The organism is Streptomyces sp. NPDC028419 (genome assembly GCF_055565515.1).
The window spans coordinates 32369-52932 of sequence record NZ_JBVHUE010000033.1 but is presented as its reverse complement, the minus strand read 5'-3'; the positions used below and the strand labels follow the sequence as shown (position 1 = coordinate 52932).

The following is a 20564-nucleotide window of genomic DNA, read 5'->3' as shown; positions in this document are numbered from 1 at the left end:
CGCGCGGGCCCGGCAGTCGGTATTCAGGGGCCTATGGCCGTGATCGTGGCGTTGGGCGCGTTCCTGATGACGCTGGCGGGCGGGTGGACGGCGCAACGCGTCACCGACCGCCGCCACCTCGTGCTGGGCCTCGCCGGGGGACTGATGCTCGGCGTGGTGGGCCTGGACCTGCTGCCCGAGGCGATGCGGGCGGCCGGGCACGAGGTGTTCGGCGTCCCGCTGGCCCTGCTGCTCTTCGTGGCCGGGTTCCTCGTCGCGCACGTGGTGGAGCGGGTCCTGGCGGTCCGCCAGGCCGCGCACGGCGGCGAGAACGGCTCCGGACACGGCTCCGGCCACGGGGAACGGAGCGCCCGGGTCCCCCAGGTCGGCCTGACGGCCGCGGGCGCCATGGTCGGCCACAGCCTCGCCGACGGGGTGGCGCTGGGGGCGGCCTTCCAGGTCGGCGGCGGGATGGGGGTGGCCGTCGCGCTGGCCGTGATCACCCACGACTTCGCCGACGGGTTCAACACCTACACCCTGACGAGCCTGTACGGGAACGCCCGCCGCAAGGCCCTGATGATGCTCTTCGCGGACGCCGTGGCCCCGGTCGTCGGCGCCGCCTCCACCCTGCTGTTCACCCTTCCGGAGGAACCGCTCGGGGGATACCTCGGCTTCTTCGCCGGCATCCTGCTCTACCTCGCGTCGGCCGAGATCCTGCCCGAGGCGCACCACCGCCACCCCGCCCTGTCGACACTGATGTGCACGGTGGGCGGCGTGGCGGGCATCTGGCTGGTCGTCGGCCTCGCGGACTGATCTCACGGGGCGTCCGTCGCCCCGGCGTCCGCCGCGCGCGCGGCGGCCACGAAGCGCCACGCCACCGACGGCTGGGCGGCCCAGTGCGTGTGCAGGTAACTGGCGTGCACACCGCCCCGGACGAAGCCCTCGACCCGGCGCTCGGGGTGGGTGAACCCCCACGCGGGCGCGGCCCCCGCGCCCGGCTCGATCACCGTGCGGTGGAACTCGTGCCCGCGCAGCCGGGTCCCGGCCGGCGCCAGCGGGCTGTCCGAGATCGCGACCGCCTCGCGGTAGCCGAGGGTCAGCCGGTCCGACATCCGGGCGTCGGCGTCCAGCACCCCGCACATCGGCTTCCCGTCCAGCGAACCGGCCAGGTAGAGCAGCCCGGCGCACTCGGCGGCCACCGGGGCCCCCGACGCGGCGAACGCGGCCACCGCGGCGCGCAGCGGCGCGTTGGCCGACAGCTCCGGCGCGTACATCTCGGGGAATCCGCCGCCGATGACCAGCCCGGCCGTGCCCGCCGGCAGGGCCTCGTCCCGCAGCGGGTCGAAGGTGACGACCCGCGCACCGGCCGCGGTCAGCAGCTCCGTGTGCTCGGCGTAGGAGAAGGTGAAGGCGGGGCCGCCCGCGACGGCGACCACCGGGCGCCTCCCGGCGTCGTCCGCGGCGGGGACGTGCCACGCCTCGCCGCCGGGCACCCGTGCGGGGTCCCACGCCTCGCAGTCCAGCGGCGGCGCGGTCCGCGCCAGCGCCATCAGGGCCTCCAGGTCGCACCCCGCCCGCACCTGCTCGGCCAACGCGGCCACCGAGGCCAGCGCGTCCGCCCGGCGCTCGGCGACCGGCACCAGACCCAGGTGCCGCGAGGGCGCCGCGACCTGCGGCACCCGGCGCAGCACGCCGAGCACCGGCATCCCGGCCTCCTCCAGCGCCTCCCGCAGCATCACCTCGTGCCGGTCGGAGCCGACCTTGTTGAGGATCACGCCCCCGATCCGCACCTGCGGGTCGAAGGACGCGAAGCCGTGCGCGAGGGCCGCCACCGAGCGGGACTGCGAGGACGCGTCCACCACGAGCACCACCGGCGCCCGCAGCAGCTTGGCGACCTGCGCGGTCGAGGCCAACTCACCGCGCCCGGCCGCCCCGTCGTAGAGGCCCATCACCCCTTCGACCACGGCGAGGTCGCACCCCGCCGAGCCGTGCGCGAACAGCGGAGCGATCAGCTCCGGCCCGGACATGAAGGAGTCCAGGTTGCGGCCCGGGCGGCCGGTGGCCAGCGCGTGGTAGCCCGGGTCTATGTAGTCGGGCCCGGCCTTGTGCGGGGACACGGCGAGGCCGCGCTCCGTGAAGGCCGCCATCAGGCCCGTCGCGACGGTGGTCTTGCCGCTGCCGGACGACGGAGCCGCGATCACCAGGCGCGGGACGGTCACGGACATCACCACTCGATGCCTCTCTGGCCCTTCTGGCCGGTGTCCATGGGGTGCTTGACCTTGGTCATCTCGGTGACCAGGTCGGCGAACTCCACGAGCTTCTCGGGGGCGTTGCGGCCGGTGATGACCACGTGCTGGGTTCCGGGACGATCCCGCAGCACCTCGATCACCTCGTCCACGTCGATCCATCCCCAGTGCAGCGCGTACGTGAACTCGTCCAGGACGTACAGGGAGTGCGTCTCGGCGGCCAGGTCGCGCTTGACCTGCTCCCAACCCTCCTTGGCCGCCTGCTCGTTGTCGAGCTGCGCGTCGCGCTGGACCCAGGACCAGCCCTCGCCCATCTTGTGCCAGACGACCGGGCCGCCCTTGCCCGTCTCGCCGAGTGCCTTGAGCGCGTTCTCCTCGCCGACCTTCCACTTCGCCGACTTGACGAACTGGAACACCCCGACGGGCCAGCCCTGGTTCCAGGCGCGCAGCGCCAGGCCGAAGGCGGCCGTCGACTTCCCCTTGCCGGGGCCGGTGTGGACGAAGACCAGCGGGCGGTTGCGGCGCTGACGCGTGGTGAGTCCGTCGTCGGGGACGACGGTGGGCTGTCCCTGGGGCATTAGGCGGCCTTCCTCTGGGTGCGGTTCCGGGTCTGGTGCGCGTGCTGGTTGTGCTTCTGGTTCTGGTGCTGCGCCGACGCGGCCGTGCGCACGTCCTTCACGAGCCCGGCCAGCGAATCGGCCCGCAGCCCGTCGAGGGTCACGGCGGGACCGCCCAGATCGGCGGCCAGTACCCCGGCCAGACCGAGCCGGACCGGGCCCGACTCGCAGTCCACGACCACCGAGGCGACGTGCTGGCCCTGGAGCAGCAGCGCCGCCCGGCGCGCGAGCGCCCGGGCGTCACCGCCCGCCGCTCCCGCCGAGGTGGCGCGGCCGTCGGTGACGACGACCAGCAGCGGGCGGCGCGAGGGATCGCGGAGCCGCTCGACGCGCAGCACCTCGTGGGCCTTGAGGAGACCCGCCGCCAGCGGGGTGCGCCCGCCGGTCGGCAGCTGCTCCAGCCGGGCCGCCGCCGCGTCCACCGACGAGGTGGGCGGCAGCGCCAGCTCGGCGCCGGTCCCGCGGAAGGTGATCAGGCCGACCTTGTCGCGCCGCTGGTAGGCGTCCAGCAGCAGGGACAGGACCGCGCCCTTGACCGCGCCCATCCGCTTGCGGGCCGCCATGGATCCCGAGGCGTCGACGACGAAGAGGACGAGGTTGCCCTCGCGTCCCTCCCGGGTCGCCTGGCGCAGGTCGTCCTTGCGGACGACCAGGCCGCGCCCGCTGCGCCCGCGGGCGAGCTGGTGCGGGGCGGCCGCCTGGACGGTCGCCGCGAGGTGCAGCTTGGTCAGCTGGCCCCGGGGGCGCTGGGCGCCGGTGGTGCGCCCGTGCGCGGTACGGGCCCGCGAGCGCCGTCCGGACGCGCCCTCGCCGAGCCCCGGGACGCTGAGCATCTTGGTCCGGAAGGGCTCCGCGGCCCCCACGGCGGCCTGGGTGGGGCCGTCGGCCGCGTCGGCGCGGGCCGGAGCGGGCTCGGAGTCCCCCTCCCGATCCCCTTCCGGAGCGGATTCCGGTTCGGACTCCGGCGCCGGATCGCGGCCGTGGTCCTGCGGCGGCACCCCGCCGTCGGGGCCGCCGTCGGGTCCGCCCTCGGGGCCGTCACCCGGCCCGCCGTCCGGTCCGCCTTCCGGTCCGCCGTCGTCCGGGCCCTCCGGCTCGGGCTCCGGGTCGGGTTCCGGTTCCGGCTCCTCGTCCGGGAAGGAGTCGAGGATCTCGTCGAGCTTGTCCTCGTCCAGCCCCGGCGCGTCGAAGGGGTTGCGCCGCCGCCGGTGCGGCAGCGCCAGCAGCGCGGCCTGCCGCACGTCCTCCTTGCGCACGTCGGTCCGCCCCGCCCAGGCGGCCAGCGCGGTGGCGGTGCGCGCCATCACGATGTCGGCCCGCATCCCGTCCACCTCGAAGGCGGCGCAGGTCGCGGCGATCCGCATCAGCGCGCCGTCGCCCAGGACCACGCGGCCCAGCAGGGCCCGTGCCGCGACGACCCGGCGCCGTACGTCCGCCTCGTCATCGGCCCAGCGACCGGCGAAGGCCGCGGGGTCGTCCTCGTACGCGAGCCGGCGGCGCACCACCTCGACGCGCTGCGCGGGCTCGCGGGAGGCGGCGACCTCGACGGTCAGTCCGAAGCGGTCCAGCAGCTGCGGTCGCAGCTCGCCCTCCTCCGGGTTCATCGTGCCGACGAGCAGGAAGCGGGCGGCGTGCTGGACGGAGACGCCCTCGCGCTCCACGTAGGAGGCGCCCATCGCCGCCGCGTCGAGGAGCAGGTCGATGAGGTGGTCGTGCAGCAGGTTGACCTCGTCGACGTAGAGGATCCCGCGGTGCGCGTCGGCCAGCAGGCCCGGCTCGAAGGCCTTCACGCCTTCGGACAGGGCGCGTTCGATGTCGAGGGCGCCCACCAGCCGGTCCTCGGAGGCGCCGACCGGCAGCTCCACCATCCGCGCGGGCCGCGCCGTGCCCGGACCGCTCTCGTGCGGGCCGTCGGGGCAGGCCGGGTCGGGCGCGGCGGGCGCGCAGCTGAACCGGCAGCCCGCGACGACGTCGACCTGCGGCAGCAGCGCGGACAGCGCGCGGACGGCCGTGGACTTGGCCGTCCCCTTCTCGCCGCGCACGAGCACGCCGCCGACCGCCGGGCTCACGGCATTGAGCAGGAGCGCCAGGCGCAGGTCGTCCTGGCCGACTACGGCCGAGAAGGGGAAACGGGGGCTGCTCATGAGACGGTCGCTCCTTCGAGTGGTGCGTGCAGATGCACGAGCCGACGTGCTCCGATCGTGCAAGGGTCGCCGAGTGCTCCCAGCCTGCGCAGGGATGACCCCGGGTACGGCGTGCTCATGCGGTGCTCACTGCTGATGCTCCCCGCGCATGCGGGGATCGAAGGGGACGGGGTAGGGGACAGCCCCCGCAGGGCCCGGGCCGCCCTCACGGCGCACCCGGGGGGAGGAAGGGGAGCCCGGCCGGAGCCCCGCCCTCGATCAGCCGCAGCAGCGCGGCGGTATCCGCGTGCTCCTCGATCAGATCGCCGAGCAGATCCAACTGCTCCTCCCGCAGGGAGCCGAACGACGTGTCCGGCGCCGGCACGAACCGCCGCCCGGCCGCGCGCGCGACCTCCCGCAGGAAAGCCCGCCGGAAGCCGTCGCTCTCCAGCGACCCGTGCCAGTGGGTGCCCCACACCTCGCCGACCCGGCACCCGTCCAGGAAGGGGGTCCCGCCCCGCACGTCGGCCACCCCGTGGTGGATCTCGTATCCCTGGACGCTCTCGCCGAGCGCGTGCCCGCTCGGTCGGGCGAGGGTCTTCTCCCGCGCGAAGCGCACGCGCACCGGCAGCAGCCCGAGCCCGTCGACGACCCCGGCCCGGGATTCGACCTCGTCGTCGATGGACTCGCCCAACGCCTGGAAGCCGCCGCAGATGCCCAGCACCGGGCGCCCCTCGGCGGCCCGCCGGGCCAGCGCGTCGGCGAGCCCGCGCTCGCGCAGCCAGGCCAGCGCCTTCACGGTGCCGCGGGTGCCCGGTACGACGACCAGGTCGGCGTCGGCCAGTTCCTCGGCCCGGTCCACGAACCGCACCACGACGCCCGGTTCGGCGGCCAGCGCGTCGACGTCGGTGAAGTTCGACATCAGGGGCACCGCGCAGACGGCGACCCGCAGCACGTCCTCGCCGACCGGCGGGGCGACCACGGATTCCCGTACCGCGCCGCGCAGGGAGACGCGCAGGCCGTCCTCCTCGTCGATGCCGAGGCCGTGCTGGAAGGGGAGCACGCCGTACGTCGCCCGCCCGGTCAGGCCCCGCAGCATCTCCATGCCCGGCTCCAGCAGGGAGACGTCACCGCGGAACTTGTTGACGAGGTAGCCCGCGATCAGCGACTGGTCCTCGGGGGACAGCAGCGCCGTCGTGCCGAAGAACGAGGCGAAGACCCCGCCGCGGTCGATGTCGCCGACCACGACCACCGGGAAGCGCGCGGCCCGCGCGATCCCCATGTTCACGATGTCCGTGCGCCGCAGGTTGATCTCGGCCGGACTGCCCGCCCCCTCGCAGATCACGGCGTCATACGTGCCCCGCAGCTGCTCCAGGCAGTCCGTGACGATCCCGAGCAACTGCTCCTGGCGGCCCCCGTGGTAGCCCCGCGCGCTCATCTCGCCCACCGGCTTGCCCAGCAGCACCACCTGGCTGCTGCTGTCGCCGCCGGGCTTGAGCAGCACCGGGTTCATCAGCGCGGTCGGTTCGACCCGGGCCGCCTGCGCCTGCATCGCCTGGGCGCGGCCGATCTCGGCGCCCTCCAGGGTGACGAAGGAGTTCAGCGACATGTTCTGGGCCTTGAAGGGGGCCACCTTCACGCCCTGGCGGGCCAGCCAGCGGCAGATGCCCGCCGTGACCACGCTCTTGCCCGCGTCGGAGGTGGTCCCGGCGACCAGGAGCCCCCCGCCGCGCCGTGCGCCGCTCATGCGCGTCCCTTCGCCTTCGTCGTACGGGCCGGACCGCTGCGGCCCGACGTGCAATGTGCCACCAACACCCGCAAGGACACGCAGGCCCCGAGGGAGATCCAGGTCACCCGGCGCGACAGCCGCACGGCCCGCTCGATGTCCGCGACCTCGACCGGGCGGCCCGCCGCCCCGTTCAGCACCGCCCGGTGCTCCACGCGCCCGGCGTACGCCAGGGTCCCGCCGAGGCGGACCCCGAGCGCCCCGGCGAAGGAGGCCTCCACCGGTCCGGCGTTCGGGCTGGGGTGGGCCGAGGCGTCCGCGCGCCAGGCCCGTACGGCGCCCCGCCGGTCCGGTCCGGCCAGTACGGCGGCCAGCGCGGTCAGCCGCGCGCCCGGCCAGCCCGCGACGTCGTCGAGCCGGGCCGAGGCCCAGCCGTATCGCAGGTAGCGGGGGGACTTGTGGCCGACCATCGCGTCGAGGGTGTTCACGGCGCGGAAGCCCAGCAGCCCGGGCACTCCCGCCAGGGCGCCCCAGACCAGGGCGCCGACGACGGCGTCGGAGGTGTTCTCGGCGACCGACTCCACGACGGCGCGGGCGATCTGCTGGTCGTCCAGGGCCTGCGGGTCGCGCCCGCACAGGTGCGGCAGCCGCTCGCGGGCCACCTCGGTGTCCCCGGCGGCGAGCGCGCCCCCGATGGCACGGGCCTCGCGGCCCAGCGAGGTGCCGCCGACCACCGCCCAGGTCGCGGCGGCGGTCAGGGCGATGCGGGCGGCGGCGGGTCGGGAGCGCACGGCGCGGGCGCCGAGCGCGCCGACGGCGGCCGCGCCCCCGGCGCACACCAGGGCGTGGACCGCGCCCCGGGCGCGGCTCTTGCCCCACAGGGCTCGTTCGACGGTGGCGGCGGCCCGCCCGAAGGCGGCGACGGGATGCCCGCGGCGCGGATCACCGAGGATCCGGTCGCCGATCAGGCCGGCCGTCGCGCCGTACGCGAAAACGCGATCGGCACGCATGTGGCAGCTAGGTCCTCACTCAGGGTCCGCGCCCTGGTTCGACGTGTCCGGCGGCGAGAGTTCCTGGCTTCCGGGAGCCTTCGGCTCCTCGGTGACAGTGGCGGGACCGCGCCGGATTCGCACCGGACTTCCTCTCCATGCCGCCGTATTGGCTCGGGCAGTCCACCACGCACCGCGAACGCCCGTCAACTTGCCGTTGACCTGCGAAAGCTCCCCCCGGCCGCGGGCCGGGGGGAGCTTTGGGACGTGCTGGTGCGCGAGGGGCGCCCGGGGGTGTCCGGGGTGTCAGCTGACGATCAGGTAGATCGCGTAGCCGACGGCCACCGCGCACAGTGCGAAGCAGGCGTACGCGCCGGAGTGCGCCAGGTGGGCGGTGCCGCCCTGGCCGGTCGCGGTCTCGTGCTTCGACAGGCCCACGATGCCCAGGGTGAAGAGGGTCACGAGGGCGACGGTCGCGGAGAGGCTGACGCCGAACACGGAGCCGAGTGCTGCCCAGTCGATCTTCATACTGCCGATTCCTCTGTGGGTCAGACCGCGGCGGCGGGAGCCGCCGGTGCCGGGGGAGCGGCCGGGGCCGGGGTCGGGATGGTCGCCTTGAAGGCCTCGTCCGTGACCGCGGCGGTGGTGCCCGCGACCGGCGGGACGGCCACGGCGGCGATCGCGGTGGTGACCACGCCCGGCGCCTCGACCGTGATGTCGGTGGGGTCGGCGGCCTCGTTCACGTTGGTGTGGTCGACGACCTGGCGGCGCGAGATCAGCCAGATGGCGACGCAGGAGCCGACGAGGAAGAGGGTGACGGCGGCCACGCCGACGTCACCGGTGCGCATGACCAGTTCGGCGCCCGCGGCCACCAGGGCGGCGGCCGGCAGGGTCAGGCCCCAGGCGATGAACATCCGGCTGGCGGTGGACCAGCGGACCACGCCGCCCTTGCGGCCGAGACCCGCACCCATGACCGCGCCGGAGCAGGCGTGGGTGGTGGAGAGGGAGAAGCCGATGCTGGAGGAGGCCAGGATGACGCTCGCGGCCGAGGTCTGGGCCGCGAAGCCCTGCTGCGGCTGGAGGTCGGTCAGGCCGCTGCCCATGGTGCGGATGATGCGCCAGCCGCCGAGGTAGGTGCCCATCGCGATCGCCATGCCGGCGGAGACGATGACCCAGACCGGCGGGTTGGAGCCGGGCGCGAGCGCCCCGCCCGCGACCAGCGCGAGGGTGATGATGCCCATGGTCTTCTGCGCGTCGTTGGTGCCGTGCGCGAGGGAGACGAGACCGGCCGAGGCGATCTGACCGGCCTTGTAGCCCTTGGCGGAGGTCTTCGCGTCGACGTTGCCGCCCAGCTTGTAGGTCAGCTTGGAGGCCAGCATCGCGGCCACACCGGCGACGATCGGCGCGGCGACCGCGGGGAGCAGCACCTTGGTGACGAGCGTGCCGCCGTTGACGGCGCCGAGGCCGGCGGAGGCGACGGCCGCGCCGACCAGGCCGCCCATCAGGGCGTGGGAGGAGCTGGACGGGAGGCCGACCAGCCAGGTCACGAGGTTCCAGAGGATCGCGCCGACGAGCGCGGCGAAGATCACTTCCGGCTGGATGCCTTCTTCGTTGACCAGGCCCTTGGAGATCGTCTTGGCGACCTCCACGGACATGAAAGCGCCGACGAGGTTCAGCACGGCGGACATGGCCACCGCCGTCTTGGGCTTGAGCGCGCCGGTCGAGATGGTGGTAGCCATCGCGTTGGCCGTGTCGTGAAAACCGTTCGTGAAGTCGAACACGAGAGCGGTGATGATCACGATCCCGAGGAGAAGCGTTATGTGCTCCATTTACCCAGGCTTCTGTTTGACGTCAGTGGCTAGCCGACCGTAGGCAACCTGGGTGAACGGAAGATGAACTGGAACGGGCGGAGCGGTGTACCGACCGAGGGTCGGTTTGGGCCCCTCGCCCCGGTTGATCAGTCGATACATCGATTTACGCACGTCAGGCCGGGGTTGACTACCGGCCGGACGGGGGCATTCCGGCCGCCTCGGCCGCTCGCCCGGACCTGCGGACGAGATCCAGATCACCCCCGGAGCGGCACCGGAGCGGAACCTGAGCGGAGGCGGGGTTCCGCGGGGCCCCGCTGGCCGGAACCATCCGCTCCACTGGCCGGGTCGGGCGTGCCGGTCGACACTGGAGCGGTGCGCTCCGCAACGACGACGGCAGCGGCCGTCACCGCCACCCTCACCGCCGCCGCAGGCCTGGCCGCGGCGGCCACGGTCGCCGCGGTCGCGGTCGGCCGGCACGCGGCCGACGCGGCCCTGCGCAACGAGCCCGGCCGGCCGCTGCCCGGCGGGCCCCTGCTCACCGTTCACTCCACCGCGGCGGACCGGGTCGCGCTGACCCTCTCGATCGCCTCCCTGCGGCCCGGTACGTACGCGCTGTCCGCGCCCGGGGTGCACGCGGTCGTCGGGGCCGTCCTGCCCGACGCCCCGCACGACCCGGACACCGTCGTGCGCCGGCTGGTGGGGGTCACCCACGGCACGCTGGCCCCCGGCACCCGGGTCCGCCTGACGCCCCAGATCCACGTGGGCAACCCGCGCACCGCGCTCGGGCTCGACCACGCCGACGTGGACGTGCCGGGGGAGTTGGGCGCCCTGCCCGCGTGGTTCGTGCCCGCCGCCCGCGACACCTGGGTGATCACCGTCCACGGACTCGGCGGCACCCGGGAACACCCGATGGTGGTCATGCCCTTCCTGAACCACCACCGCCTCCCGGTCCTCGACCTCGCCTACCGCGGCGACCTCGGCGCCCCCCTCCCGCCGGACGGCCTCGGGCACCTCGGCGCCTCGGAGTGGCGCGACCTGGACGCCGCCATCCGCTACGCCCTCCGCTTCGGCGCCCGCCGGGTCGTCCTGCACGGCTGGTCCACCGGCGCCACCATGGCCCTGCTCGCCGCGGAGCGCTCCGCCCTCGCCGGCAAGATCTCCGGCCTGGTCCTCGACTCCCCGGTGCTGGACCGGCGCACCACCCTGGAGCGGCTCGCCGCCGCCCGGGGCACCCCGGCCGCGCTGCTCCCGCTCGCGGTGCGGGCCGCCGAGGGCCGCCCCGGGCTCCGGGTCGACCGGCAGCCCCCGGGGGCCGATCCGGCGGCGCTGCGGATGCCCGTACTGATCTTCCACGGGCCGGACGACGCCCTCGCGCCCTGGGAGCCCGCGCGCCGCCTCGCCGCGGCCCGGCCCGACCTCGTCACCCTGCGGACCGTGGCCGGCGCCCCGCACGGGGCGATGTGGAACGCGGACCCCGCGGGCTACGAGGAGGCCCTGCGCAGGTTCCTCACCCCTCTTATGTAGCCACCGTGTCTTATGTAGCCACCGTGGCGGGAAGGGTGGTTTGTCCTGATATAGGCCATCACCCTCCAGTGGTAACCGACGGTTCCGTTTGGGCTTTCGGGCGGTGACGGGCGAGACTGCTTCCGTGACGTCCCGAAAGCCTGATGAGCAGTTGGCTCGCGACTCCAGACTCCGACTCGTCTCTCCGCGCTCCGTCGCCACGGCCCGCAAGGCAGTGACGGACCGGAGCACCCGGCCGACGCCCCGGCCGCCGGCGGGTACCCCCGCCGCGCCCGACCTCGCGAACCGGGCCCGTGCCTCACTGGCGGACGCCGTGCGCCTGGCCCGTTGGGCCGAACACCACCTCGGCGCCGCGGACGGCTCCCGGCCCACCGCCGCGGGCGCGCTGCCCGCCGCCGACGTCGAACGGGCCGCCCACCACCTGGGCCTGACGCACGGCCAGATCCAGGTCGGCTGGGACCGCGCCCGCCTCGCCGGCCTCGTCGAGGTGCACGGCGGCCACGCCCGCCCCGGCTGGCGGCTGCGCGCCTGGGACCGCGACGACACGGCGGTCCTGCGCGGCTGGGTCGCGCTCTTCGACGCCTGGTCGCTCGTCCACCCGGCCCCCGCCGACATCGCCCCCTCGGCCGTCGCCGACGTGGTCGAGTCGATGCCCCAGGTCCTCTCCCTGCTCCAGCTCTCCGCGGGCCCGGTGACCGTCCCCGCGCTGCTGGACCTGCTCGGCCAGCGCGTCGTCGAACTGCGCGACGAGCGCTGCGAAGTCCCTTACGACGCCCCCGCGTCCGACCTCCAGGCGCCCGGCGCCGCCGACCGTCCCGTCCCGCTGGCCCGCCTGCTGCGCTGGGCCCTGGGCGGCCTGGCCGCCGTGGACGCCGTCACCCTGGGCCCCGCCATGGCCGCGCTCACCCCACTCGGCAGCTGGGCGGTCTGGGTCAAGCTGGAGCAGATCTGCGTCGCCGCGCAGAGCCCCGCCGGGAACATCGAGCAGTCGGCCGCGGCCATGCTGCACGGCTGCGCCCGGCTCACCCCCGGCCCGGCCCGCGCCGAGTACCAGGCCTGGCTCGCCGCCCGCCCCGTCGGCCACGCCGTCAGCGAGCTGCTGCACGCCGCCCGCGGGGAGGACGCCCTGCTGCGCGGCCTGGCCTTCGAGGCGCTGCGCGTGGTCGGCGCCCGGGCCGAGCCCGAGGTCCGGGCCGCGTCGCGCGAGGCCGCGCTGCGCCCCTACGCCCTGCTCTGGCTCGCCGAGCACGACGGGGTGGACCCCGACGAGGCCCAGGAGGTGCTCACCCGCGAGGAATCGACCTGGCTGTGGGTCGACACCGCCGCGGCCATCGCCGACCACGGCGAGGCGGAACTGCTGGCCCGCCACCTCGACTCGGCCGTGCGCACCACCGTGCCCCGGCTGCTGGACGAGGTCCGCGCGGTCGGTCACCCGCGCACCGTCCAGGTGCTCGTGGCGCTCGCGGCCGCGCACCCCGACCCGGCCCTGGCCAAGGCGATGCGCCGCGCCGCCTTCCAGGTGCACACCGGCGGGGTCTGAGCCGATGTCGACGTGCGCGCCGCGGGTCAGAGCTGCGGCGCGTACGTCCCGAAGCTCCAGATGTTGCCCTCGCCGTCGCGGGCCATGTAGTCCCGGGACCCGTAGTCCTGGTCGGTCGGCGGCATGAGGATCTCCACCCCGTGCTCCGCGGCCCGACGGTGGTGCGCGTCCACGTCCTCGACCACGATGTACACCCCGGTCGGGCCGGCGTCGGCCATGGCCGCGTCGAAGACCCCGCCCCGACCCTTGCTGCCGAGCATCACCATGCCGTTGCCGTAGGCCAGCTCGGCGTGCATGACCGCGCCGTCCTCACCCTCGTACACGGCGGCCTGGGTGAAGCCGAAGGCCTCGGTCAGTTGCTTGATGGCGGCCTGGGCGTCACGGTAGAGCAGCGTCGGAAAGATGGTCGGAACACCTGCCAAAGCGATCACTCCCTCTCGTCGATGTGAGCCGGGTCACCAGTCTCGCAGGAGGGTGGGACAGTCAGCGGAAGGTGTTGCACTGGGCCATGTCACCCGTCCGGTAGCCCTGGTAGAACCACTGCTGGCGCTGCTCGGCGCTGCCGTGCGTCCAGGACTCCGGGGTCACCCGGCCCTGGAACTTCTCCTGGATCCGGTCGTCGCCGACCGCCGCCGCCGCGTCGAGGCCGTCCTTGATGTCCTGCTCGGTCAGGCTGGTGATCAGCGGCCGCCCGGTGGCCTTGTCCGGGGTCTTGGTGGCGTTGTGCGCCCACACCCCCGCGTAGCAGTCGGCCTGGAGCTCGACCTTGACCGCGTTGCTGTTCGCGCCCTGCCGTCCGTCCTGGGCCTTCTGCAGGGTGCCGGTCAGGTTCTGGATGTGGTGCCCGTACTCGTGGGCGATCACGTAGGCCTGGGCGAAGGGGCCGCCGCTCGCGCCGAACTTGGTCCGCAGCTCGTTGAAGAACCCCAGGTCGAGGTAGACCTTCTGGTCGCCGGGGCAGTAGAACGGGCCCACCGCCGAGGTGGCCGTGCCGCAGGCGGTGCCGACCTTCCCGGTGAAGAAGACCGTCTGCGCCGGGGTGTAGCGCCCGCCCCGCTTGGTGAACTCCTGCTGCCAGAAGTCCTGCGTGCTGTTGACCACGGCGACCAGCCGGCAGTCCTCCCGCGCGTTCGCGTCCCGGCCCGTCTTGCAGGTCTGCTGCACCTGGGCGGCCGAGGAGGAGGTGGCGGCGGGCTCCGGGCTGCCGTCGGAGAGCCCGAGCTGCTCGGGCCCCACCCCGAAGAGCAGCCCCATGACCAGCGCGATGAGGCCCACGATGCCGCCACCGATGGTGGCCCTACCTCCGGGGATGCGGCTGTTCCGGACATCCTGGACCTCGGATGTGTCCAGATTGGCGTCGTCGTCGAACTGCATCCCGCACGCCCTCTCATCGTGAAGTGGGGGAGGTCACGTGTCCGCCCCTGCGGCGAGTACCGATCCCTTCATCCTGGTACGCCGGGACCCGCTGCGGCGCCGTACGGGGGCCGAACGGGGGACGCGGGTCGGCGCCCGCCCGCCGCCGGGCGCCCCGCAAACTAGTTGCGCGCCCCCGGTAGAATGACTTCCATGGCAAATCTCCTCGCGGATTAGCGGCGTCGAAGACTCGCGTCCCTGCCCCCCTTCCGCCGTCCCCACCGCCCTGGAGTATTTCCGTGATCACCGCCACCGGCGTCGAGCTGCGCGCCGGCGCCCGCGTCCTCATCGAGTCCGCCTCCTTCCGCATCGCCAAGGGCGACCGCATCGGCCTGGTCGGCCGCAACGGAGCGGGCAAGACCACGCTGACCAAGTGCCTCGCGGGGGAGGGGACGCCCGCCGCGGGCTCCATCACCCGCTCCGGCGAGGTCGGCTACCTCCCGCAGGACCCGCGCACCGGTGACCTCGACGTCCTGGCCAGCGACCGGATCCTCTCCGCGCGCGGCCTCGACGTCCTGCTCAAGAAGATGCGCATGAACGAGGAGCGCATCTCCTCCGGCTCCGGCGCCACCCGCGAGAAGGCGATGCGGCAGTACGAGCGCCAGGAGACGGAGTTCCTCACCAAGGGCGGGTACGCCGCCGAGTCCGAGGCCGCGACGATCTCCGCCGCCCTCGGCCTGCCCGACCGCGTGCTCGGCCAGCCCCTGCACACCCTCTCCGGTGGTCAGCGCCGCCGCGTCGAGCTGGCCCGGATCCTCTTCTCGGACGCCGACACCCTGCTCCTCGACGAGCCGACCAACCACCTCGACGCCGACTCGATCGTCTGGCTGCGGGACTACCTCAAGAACTACCGCGGCGGCTTCGTCGTCATCTCCCACGACGTCGACCTGGTCGAGACCGTCGTCAACAAGGTCTTCTACCTGGACGCCAACCGCGCCCAGATCGACGTCTACAACATGGGCTGGAAGCTCTACCAGCAGCAGCGCGAGGCCGACGAGAAGCGCCGCAAGCGCGAGCGCCAGAACGCGGAGAAGAAGGCCGCGGCCCTCAACTCCCAGGCCGACAAGATGCGGGCCAAGGCGACCAAGACCGTCGCCGCGCAGAACATGGCCAAGCGCGCCGACCGACTGCTCGCCGGCCTGGAGGCCGTCCGCGTCTCCGACAAGGTCGCCAAGCTGCGCTTCCCGGACCCCGCGCCCTGCGGCAAGACCCCGCTGACCGCCGAGGGCCTGTCCAAGTCGTACGGCTCGCTGGAGATCTTCACCGACGTCGACCTGGCCATCGACAAGGGTTCGCGCGTGGTCATCCTCGGCCTCAACGGCGCGGGCAAGACCACCCTGCTGCGCCTGCTGTCGGGCACCGAGAAGCCCGACACCGGCACGGTCGTCCCCGGCCACGGCCTCAAGCTCGGCTACTACGCCCAGGAGCACGAGACCCTGGACCCGGAGCGCTCGGTCCTGGAGAACATGCGCTCCTCCGCGCCCGACCTGGACCTGGTCGCCGTCCGCAAGACGCTCGGCTCCTTCCTCTTCTCCGGCGACGACGTCGACAAGCCCGCCGGGGTCCTCTCCGGCGGCGAGAAGACCCGTCTCGCCCTGGCCACCCTGGTCGTGTCCTCGGCGAACGTGCTGCTCCTCGACGAGCCCACCAACAACCTCGACCCGGCCAGCCGCGAGGAGATCCTCGGCGCGCTGCGCACCTACAAGGGCGCCGTCATCCTCGTGACGCACGACGAGGGCGCGGTCGAGGCGCTGGAGCCGGAGCGGATCATCCTGCTCCCCGACGGCGTCGAGGACCTGTGGGGCCCGGACTACCGGGACCTGGTGGCCCTGGCCTGACGCGCCTCGCCGGGGCCGTTGATCCAGTTCCTTATGGATCATTCGGCCCACCAGTGATCCATCATCTGAGTGAGAACGTCTCGTATTCCCGCACCCTGTACAACGGCCCCGGCCGCGCACTCACCGTCGCGCGGCCGGGGCTCGCTGTTTTTCCCGCGCGGCTCCTGACCTGGAGATTCCTACCCTGGGTGGCCGAGCGTGACGGAGGGCAAGAGGTGGAAGAGAAGATTCCGTTCTGCTCGCGTGTCCACTCCTCGGGAAAAGCGCTCGCGCCGACCTTGCTGAATGGGTGGCCAGGAAGCCCGGGAGGGGTGATCATGAGAAGTCCAGAGCGCACTTCCCATGAGGAGGCACGGGTGGCCGAGACTCTGAAGAAGGGCAGCCGGGTAACCGGCGCCGCGCGCGACAAGCTCGCGGCAGACCTGAAGAAGAAGTACGACTCCGGTGCGAGCATCCGGGCGCTGGCCGAAGAAACCGGCCGGTCCTACGGGTTCGTCCACCGGATGCTCAGCGAATCCGGAGTCACGCTGCGTGGTCGCGGTGGCGCGACGCGCGGAAAGAAGGCGACTTCGGCTGCCTGAGGCGCAGGCCGCAGGCCGCAGGCTTCGCTCCTAGAGTTCCTTCGGTGACCCCCGGTCGGCCGCGCGGCCGGCTGGGTGGTTACTGTGCAGTCACTTAAGGCCGAGTCCGCGGCCGACTGCACACCGGAGGCACACAGATGGCTCTGCTCGACAAGGACGGCGTACGGCTCACCGTCGACGACACGGTCGCCTCGGTGACACTGACCAATCCGGCCAAGCGAAACGCTCAGTCCCCCGCGCTCTGGCGGGCGTTGGCAGAGGCCGGTCGGTCGTTGCCGGGCACCGTCCGGGTCGTCGTGCTGCGCGGCGAAGGCAAGTCCTTCTCCGCCGGACTCGACCGACAGGCGTTCACGCCTGAAGGCTTCGAGGGCGAGCCGTCCTTCCTGGACCTGGCGCGTGGTTCCGACGAACTGTTGGACGCCACCATCGCCGAGTACCAGGAGGCCTTCACCTGGTGGAGGCGCAACGACATCGTTTCCGTCGCCGCGGTGCAAGGTCATGCCATCGGTGCCGGCTTCCAGCTCGCGCTCGGTTGTGACCTGCGCGTCGTCGCGGATGACGTGCAGTTCGCCATGCGCGAGACCAGCCTGGGGCTGGTTCCCGACCTGGCCGGCACGCGGCCGCTGATCGACCTGATCGGCTACGCCCGTGCCCTGGAGATCTGCGCCACCGGGCGCTCCGTCCACGCGGAGGAGGCCGAGCGGATCGGCCTGGCCAACCTCGTGGTGCCCGGGGCCGAGCTGGATGCCGCCGTGCAGGACCTGGTGGCGGCGCTGGTGGCGCCGCCGCGGGATGCGGTGATCGAGACGAAGGCGCTGCTGCGGGGGGCGTCGGGGCGTACGTACGACGACCAGCGTGCCGCCGAGCGCGCCGCCCAGGCCCGTCGCCTGCGCGACCTCGCCGGTCTCTCGGACTGACCCCGGCCGCCGGTGCCGCCCCTCCGGCGGTCCCTCGCGCCCACTCCCGACTGCGGGCTGGCGCCCCTCCGCGCCTCCGGCGACCCCTCCCGACCGCTGGCCGGCGCACATCCAGCCCGCCCACGCCTCCGGCGGTCACTCCCGGCTGCTGGCTGGCGCACATCCGCGCCTCTGGCGGTCATTCTCGGCTGCCCGCTGGCGCACATCCGCGCCTCTGGCGGTCATTCTCGGCTGCCCGCTGGCGCACATCCGCGCCTCCGGCGGTCACTCTCGGCTGCTGGCTGGCGCACAATCAGCCTGCCCGGCGTTTGAGGGCCCGCCGGAGGCACGAACGAGCGCGATGCCGCCGTCCGTCCGCCGACTACGCCTCCGGCGGGCCCTCAAACGCCGGGCAGGCTGGATGTGGCTCGGGTCGGCTGGGATTGGCTCGGGGTGGGTTACGGGATCAGGAGGGCCTTGCCCGGGAGGGAGCGGGATTCCATGGCGCGGTGGGCTTCGGCGGCCTCGGACAGGGGGAAGGTGCGGGCGATCACCGGCCGCAGGCGGCCCGCCGCGGCCTCCGCCAGCGCCCCCGAGGCCAACCGCACGAGCTCCGCCGCCCCGAACTGCACCTCGGCGATCCCCCGCAGCGCGATCCCCCGCGCCGCCACCTCCGCCGGGTCCAGCTCGGTGAAGCCCCCGCTCGGCGCCCCGTGCGCGGACACCCGGCCGCCGTCCTTGACCAGGGCGAAGCCCGCCAGGCCCAGCTCGCCCCCGACCCCGTCGAGCAGCACGTCCACCGGCCCCCCGACCCGCTCGGTCCACCCCGGTTCCGTGTAGTCGACCACCACGTCCGCGCCCAGTTCCCGGACCAGGGCCAGCTTCGCCCCGCCCCGGGCCGCGCCCACCACGTGCGCCCCGGCGGCCTTCGCGAGCTGGACCAGCAGGGTCCCCATGCCGCCCGCCGCGCCCAGGATCAGCACCCGCTCGCCCGGCCCGACGGCGACCCCCTCGGCGATCCCCGTCCCCGTCACCCCGTCGTGCGCCAGCGCCGCGGCCTCCCGCAGGCCCAGCCCGTCCGGGACCGGGACCAGGAGCTCCACCGGCACGCGGACCAGCTCCGCGTACGTGCCCTTCGTGCCGGGGGCGGCGACCACCCGGCGGCCCAGCCAGCCCGGGTCCACCCCCTCGCCCACCGCGCCGACCCGCCCGGCGGCCGCGCCACCCGGAACGTACGGCGGGTGCACCCCGAAGGCCTCGCCCCAGCCGCCCCGGATCTGGGTCTCGACGTAGATGGTGTCGACGGCCTCGGCCCGCACCACCACCTCGCCCGCGCCCGGCACCGGGTCCGGCGCCTCGACCTCGACCAGGACCTCCGGGCCTCCGTAGCCGTCCACCCGTATCGCACGCATGACATCCCCCTCGTTCGACGACCCTTTCGCCGTTCAGTCTCGAACCTCGACCGCGCTTGAGGTCAAGCATGATCAACAAATCTCTTCCCGGCCGACCGGCGTAGTGCCGGCGCATCGGCGGGGGAGCGCGCATACCGTGGAAGCAAGTCCGTACGCGCGAAAGGACACGGGGATGAGCGAATCAGGATCCGGATCCGCATCCGCATCCGCATCGGGAGGCCCCGGCAGGCCGCCGGCCGAGCGGGGCCGCACCACCATCGCCGACGGCGTGGTCGAGAAGATCGCGGGGTTGGCCGCCCGCGAGGTGATCGGCGTCCACGCGATGGGCAGCGGCAGCGGCCTCTCCCGCACCTTCGGCGCGGTCCGCGACCGCGTCCCGGGCGGGGCGAAGGCCTCGGTCAGCCGGGGCGTCAAGGCCGAGGTCGGCGAGGTGCAGACCGCCCTCGACGTGGAGATCGTCGTGGACTACGGCGTGTCGATCCGCGAGGTGGCCCGGGCGGTGCGGGAGAACGTGATCTCGGCGGTGGAGCGGATGACCGGCCTGGAGGTCGTCGAGGTCAACGTCGCGGTGAGCGACGTCAAACTGCCCGACGACGAGGACGAGGAGCCGGAATCCCGGCTCCAGTAGCGCCGAGAGGAACCAGCATGAGCATGGCGGTGGTCGGCCTGATGGCCGGCATGGCACTGGGGTTCGCCGGGTACTTCGGCGGCTTCGGGGCCTTCTTGCTGGTGGCGGCGCTCGGCGCCGTCGGATTCTTCGCGGGCCGGTTCCTGGACGGTGACCTGGACCCCGGGGACTTCTTCCGGCCCCGCGACCGGGGCTCCGCGCGCGACGGCGACCACGGTGGCGGTCGCCGCGACGACCGGCGCCGGTGAGGCCGCGATGAGCGTCCCCCGCGACGACGGCGTCCCGCGCACGTCCGCCGCCCCGCGGAGCACCCCGCGCAAGGTGGCCGCCGCCGACCGCGGTGCCACCCGGATCGCGGACCGGGTCGTCGCCAAGATCGCGGCGCAAGCGGCCCGGGAGGCCCTGGCGGCGCTGCCCGCCGCACCGCCGCCCGAAGCCGCGCCCCCGCACGCCACGGTCACCGTGCACCACGACATCGCGCGCGTGCGGATCAGCCTGGAACTCGGCTACCCCGCCGATCTCGCCACCGAGTGCTCCGCCGTGCGCCGCCGGGTCGCCCAGCGGGTCGAGGACTGCGCCGGGATGTCGGTGCCGGAAGTGGACATCGACGTGGAGCGGCTGCACCCCGCCCAGGTCGGCCCCGCCCGGCGGGACCGCTTGCGGTGAGCGCCCCCGCCGGACCGGACGAGCGGCGCGCCGCCCCGCGCTTCCGCTCGGCCCGCCGGGTCCCCGCCGCGCTGACCGCGCTCGTGGTGCTCGGCGGCGCCGGGCTCCTCCTCTACGACCTCGCCGCCGTGCGCGCGCGGCGCCCCGGCATGCGCTGGCGCCGTGAGCTGGCCCGGCTGCTGGAGCGGCACGCCCCCGCGGACACCGGGGTGGTCATCGCCGGCGCGGTGCTGGTGCTGGCCGGGGCGGCGCTGCTGTTCCTCGCCGTGGCCCCCGGGCTGCGCTCCATCCTGCCGCTGCGTTCCCCCGGGCCCGCCGAGGTGCGCGCCGGCATCGGGCGCAAGGCCGCCGCGCTGGTGCTGCGCGACCGTGCCATGGAGGTGTCCGGGGTCCGCTCGGCCCGGGTCAGGGTGGCCCGCTCGCACGTGACCGTGCGCGCGGTCTCCCACTTCCGCGAACTGGACGACGTACGGGCGGACCTGGAGGCGGTCCTCGCCGTCGGGCTCGCCGAACTGGGCCTGGCCCACGAGCCGCAGCCGCGGGTCCGGGTCGCCCCGGCCGGAAAGGGGTGAGGG

General features: G+C 74.1%; 19 protein-coding genes, 1 pseudogene and 1 riboswitch. Of the genes and pseudogenes, 10 read left to right on the top strand and 10 right to left on the bottom strand.

What is annotated here, in order from left to right; genetic code table 11:
- Positions 1-33 precede the first annotated feature (33 nt).
- Positions 34-792 carry a ZIP family metal transporter gene (locus tag ACZ4UB_RS31195; protein ID WP_468075323.1) on the top strand — a complete coding sequence of 253 codons (759 nt, stop codon included), beginning with the start codon at positions 34-36 and terminating at the stop codon, positions 790-792.
- A gap of 2 nt (positions 793-794) precedes the next feature.
- Here the strand turns inward: ACZ4UB_RS31195 and ACZ4UB_RS31190 are convergent, their stop codons facing one another.
- The 7 genes and pseudogenes from ACZ4UB_RS31190 to ACZ4UB_RS31160 form a co-directional block, all read right to left on the bottom strand.
- Positions 795-2204, bottom strand: a complete 1410-nt coding sequence (locus ACZ4UB_RS31190) for a cobyrinate a,c-diamide synthase (RefSeq protein ID WP_354382242.1) — start codon at positions 2202-2204, stop codon at positions 795-797.
- Positions 2204-2803, bottom strand: coding sequence for a cob(I)yrinic acid a,c-diamide adenosyltransferase (gene cobO, locus ACZ4UB_RS31185; RefSeq protein WP_468075321.1), 600 nt, complete (start codon positions 2801-2803; stop codon positions 2204-2206). The genes ACZ4UB_RS31190 and cobO overlap by 1 nt, the downstream gene beginning before the upstream one ends.
- Complete coding sequence (locus tag ACZ4UB_RS31180; protein WP_468075319.1) at positions 2803-4986, bottom strand: putative cobaltochelatase; 2184 nt, start codon at positions 4984-4986, stop codon at positions 2803-2805. Before ACZ4UB_RS31180 ends, cobO begins: the two co-directional genes overlap by 1 nt.
- Before the next feature lie 126 nt (positions 4987-5112).
- Positions 5113-6712: pseudogene (locus ACZ4UB_RS31175) on the bottom strand (cobyric acid synthase).
- Positions 6709-7701, bottom strand: coding sequence for a cobalamin biosynthesis protein (locus tag ACZ4UB_RS31170; RefSeq protein WP_354382246.1), 993 nt, complete (start codon positions 7699-7701; stop codon positions 6709-6711). The pseudogene ACZ4UB_RS31175 and the gene ACZ4UB_RS31170 overlap by 4 nt, the downstream one beginning before the upstream one ends.
- Positions 7702-7737: 36 nt before the next feature.
- Positions 7738-7882: riboswitch (cobalamin riboswitch) on the bottom strand.
- A gap of 104 nt (positions 7883-7986) precedes the next feature.
- Positions 7987-8208 carry a hypothetical protein gene (locus tag ACZ4UB_RS31165; RefSeq protein ID WP_468075316.1) on the bottom strand — a complete coding sequence of 74 codons (222 nt, stop codon included), beginning with the start codon at positions 8206-8208 and terminating at the stop codon, positions 7987-7989.
- 20 nt (positions 8209-8228) lie between these two features.
- Positions 8229-9509, bottom strand: a complete 1281-nt coding sequence (locus ACZ4UB_RS31160; protein ID WP_468075314.1) for an inorganic phosphate transporter — start codon at positions 9507-9509, stop codon at positions 8229-8231.
- A gap of 354 nt (positions 9510-9863) precedes the next feature.
- Between ACZ4UB_RS31160 and ACZ4UB_RS31155 the strand changes: the two genes are divergently transcribed.
- A complete protein-coding gene (locus ACZ4UB_RS31155; protein WP_468075312.1) occupies positions 9864-11015 on the top strand; it encodes an alpha/beta hydrolase in 1152 nt (383 codons plus the stop codon).
- Positions 11016-11139: 124 nt separating this feature from the next.
- Complete coding sequence (locus tag ACZ4UB_RS31150) at positions 11140-12555, top strand: hypothetical protein (RefSeq protein WP_468075310.1); 1416 nt, start codon at positions 11140-11142, stop codon at positions 12553-12555.
- 26 nt (positions 12556-12581) lie between these two features.
- Here the strand turns inward: ACZ4UB_RS31150 and ACZ4UB_RS31145 are convergent, their stop codons facing one another.
- Together ACZ4UB_RS31145 and ypfJ are read right to left on the bottom strand one after the other, a co-directional pair.
- Entirely contained in the window at positions 12582-12977 is a 396-nt protein-coding gene (locus ACZ4UB_RS31145; protein ID WP_468075308.1) for a VOC family protein, read from the bottom strand.
- 61 nt (positions 12978-13038) lie between these two features.
- Positions 13039-13929, bottom strand: a complete 891-nt coding sequence (gene ypfJ, locus ACZ4UB_RS31140) for a KPN_02809 family neutral zinc metallopeptidase (RefSeq protein WP_354382251.1) — start codon at positions 13927-13929, stop codon at positions 13039-13041.
- Between the two features lie 278 nt (positions 13930-14207).
- Here ypfJ and ACZ4UB_RS31135 point away from each other — a divergent pair, with 278 nt between their 5' ends.
- The 3 genes from ACZ4UB_RS31135 to ACZ4UB_RS31125 all read left to right on the top strand — a co-directional run bounded on the left by ACZ4UB_RS31135 (position 14208) and on the right by ACZ4UB_RS31125 (position 17304).
- Entirely contained in the window at positions 14208-15806 is a 1599-nt protein-coding gene (locus ACZ4UB_RS31135) for an ABC-F family ATP-binding cassette domain-containing protein (RefSeq protein WP_468075305.1), read from the top strand.
- A gap of 356 nt (positions 15807-16162) precedes the next feature.
- Entirely contained in the window at positions 16163-16387 is a 225-nt protein-coding gene (locus ACZ4UB_RS31130) for a helix-turn-helix domain-containing protein (protein ID WP_354382253.1), read from the top strand.
- Between the two features lie 137 nt (positions 16388-16524).
- Complete coding sequence (locus ACZ4UB_RS31125) at positions 16525-17304, top strand: enoyl-CoA hydratase/isomerase family protein (RefSeq protein ID WP_468075303.1); 780 nt, start codon at positions 16525-16527, stop codon at positions 17302-17304.
- 437 nt (positions 17305-17741) lie between these two features.
- On the opposite strand, the gene ACZ4UB_RS31120 is transcribed toward ACZ4UB_RS31125, so the two are convergent.
- Positions 17742-18695 (bottom strand): zinc-binding dehydrogenase, encoded by a 954-nt coding sequence (locus ACZ4UB_RS31120; RefSeq protein WP_468075301.1) that lies wholly within the window; start codon positions 18693-18695, stop codon positions 17742-17744.
- Between the two features lie 172 nt (positions 18696-18867).
- On the opposite strand from ACZ4UB_RS31120, the gene ACZ4UB_RS31115 reads away from it, so the two are divergent.
- The 4 genes from ACZ4UB_RS31115 to ACZ4UB_RS31100 are packed head-to-tail and all read left to right on the top strand — an operon-like array spanning position 18868 to position 20561.
- Positions 18868-19323, top strand: coding sequence for an Asp23/Gls24 family envelope stress response protein (locus tag ACZ4UB_RS31115; RefSeq protein ID WP_468075299.1), 456 nt, complete (start codon positions 18868-18870; stop codon positions 19321-19323).
- Between the two features lie 17 nt (positions 19324-19340).
- Complete coding sequence (locus ACZ4UB_RS31110; protein WP_354382257.1) at positions 19341-19571, top strand: hypothetical protein; 231 nt, start codon at positions 19341-19343, stop codon at positions 19569-19571.
- Positions 19572-19578: 7 nt separating this feature from the next.
- Positions 19579-19989, top strand: coding sequence for a hypothetical protein (locus ACZ4UB_RS31105; protein WP_468075297.1), 411 nt, complete (start codon positions 19579-19581; stop codon positions 19987-19989).
- Positions 19896-20561, top strand: coding sequence for a DUF6286 domain-containing protein (locus ACZ4UB_RS31100; protein WP_468075401.1), 666 nt, complete (start codon positions 19896-19898; stop codon positions 20559-20561). The genes ACZ4UB_RS31105 and ACZ4UB_RS31100 overlap by 94 nt, the downstream gene beginning before the upstream one ends.
- Positions 20562-20564: the final 3 nt, after the last annotated feature.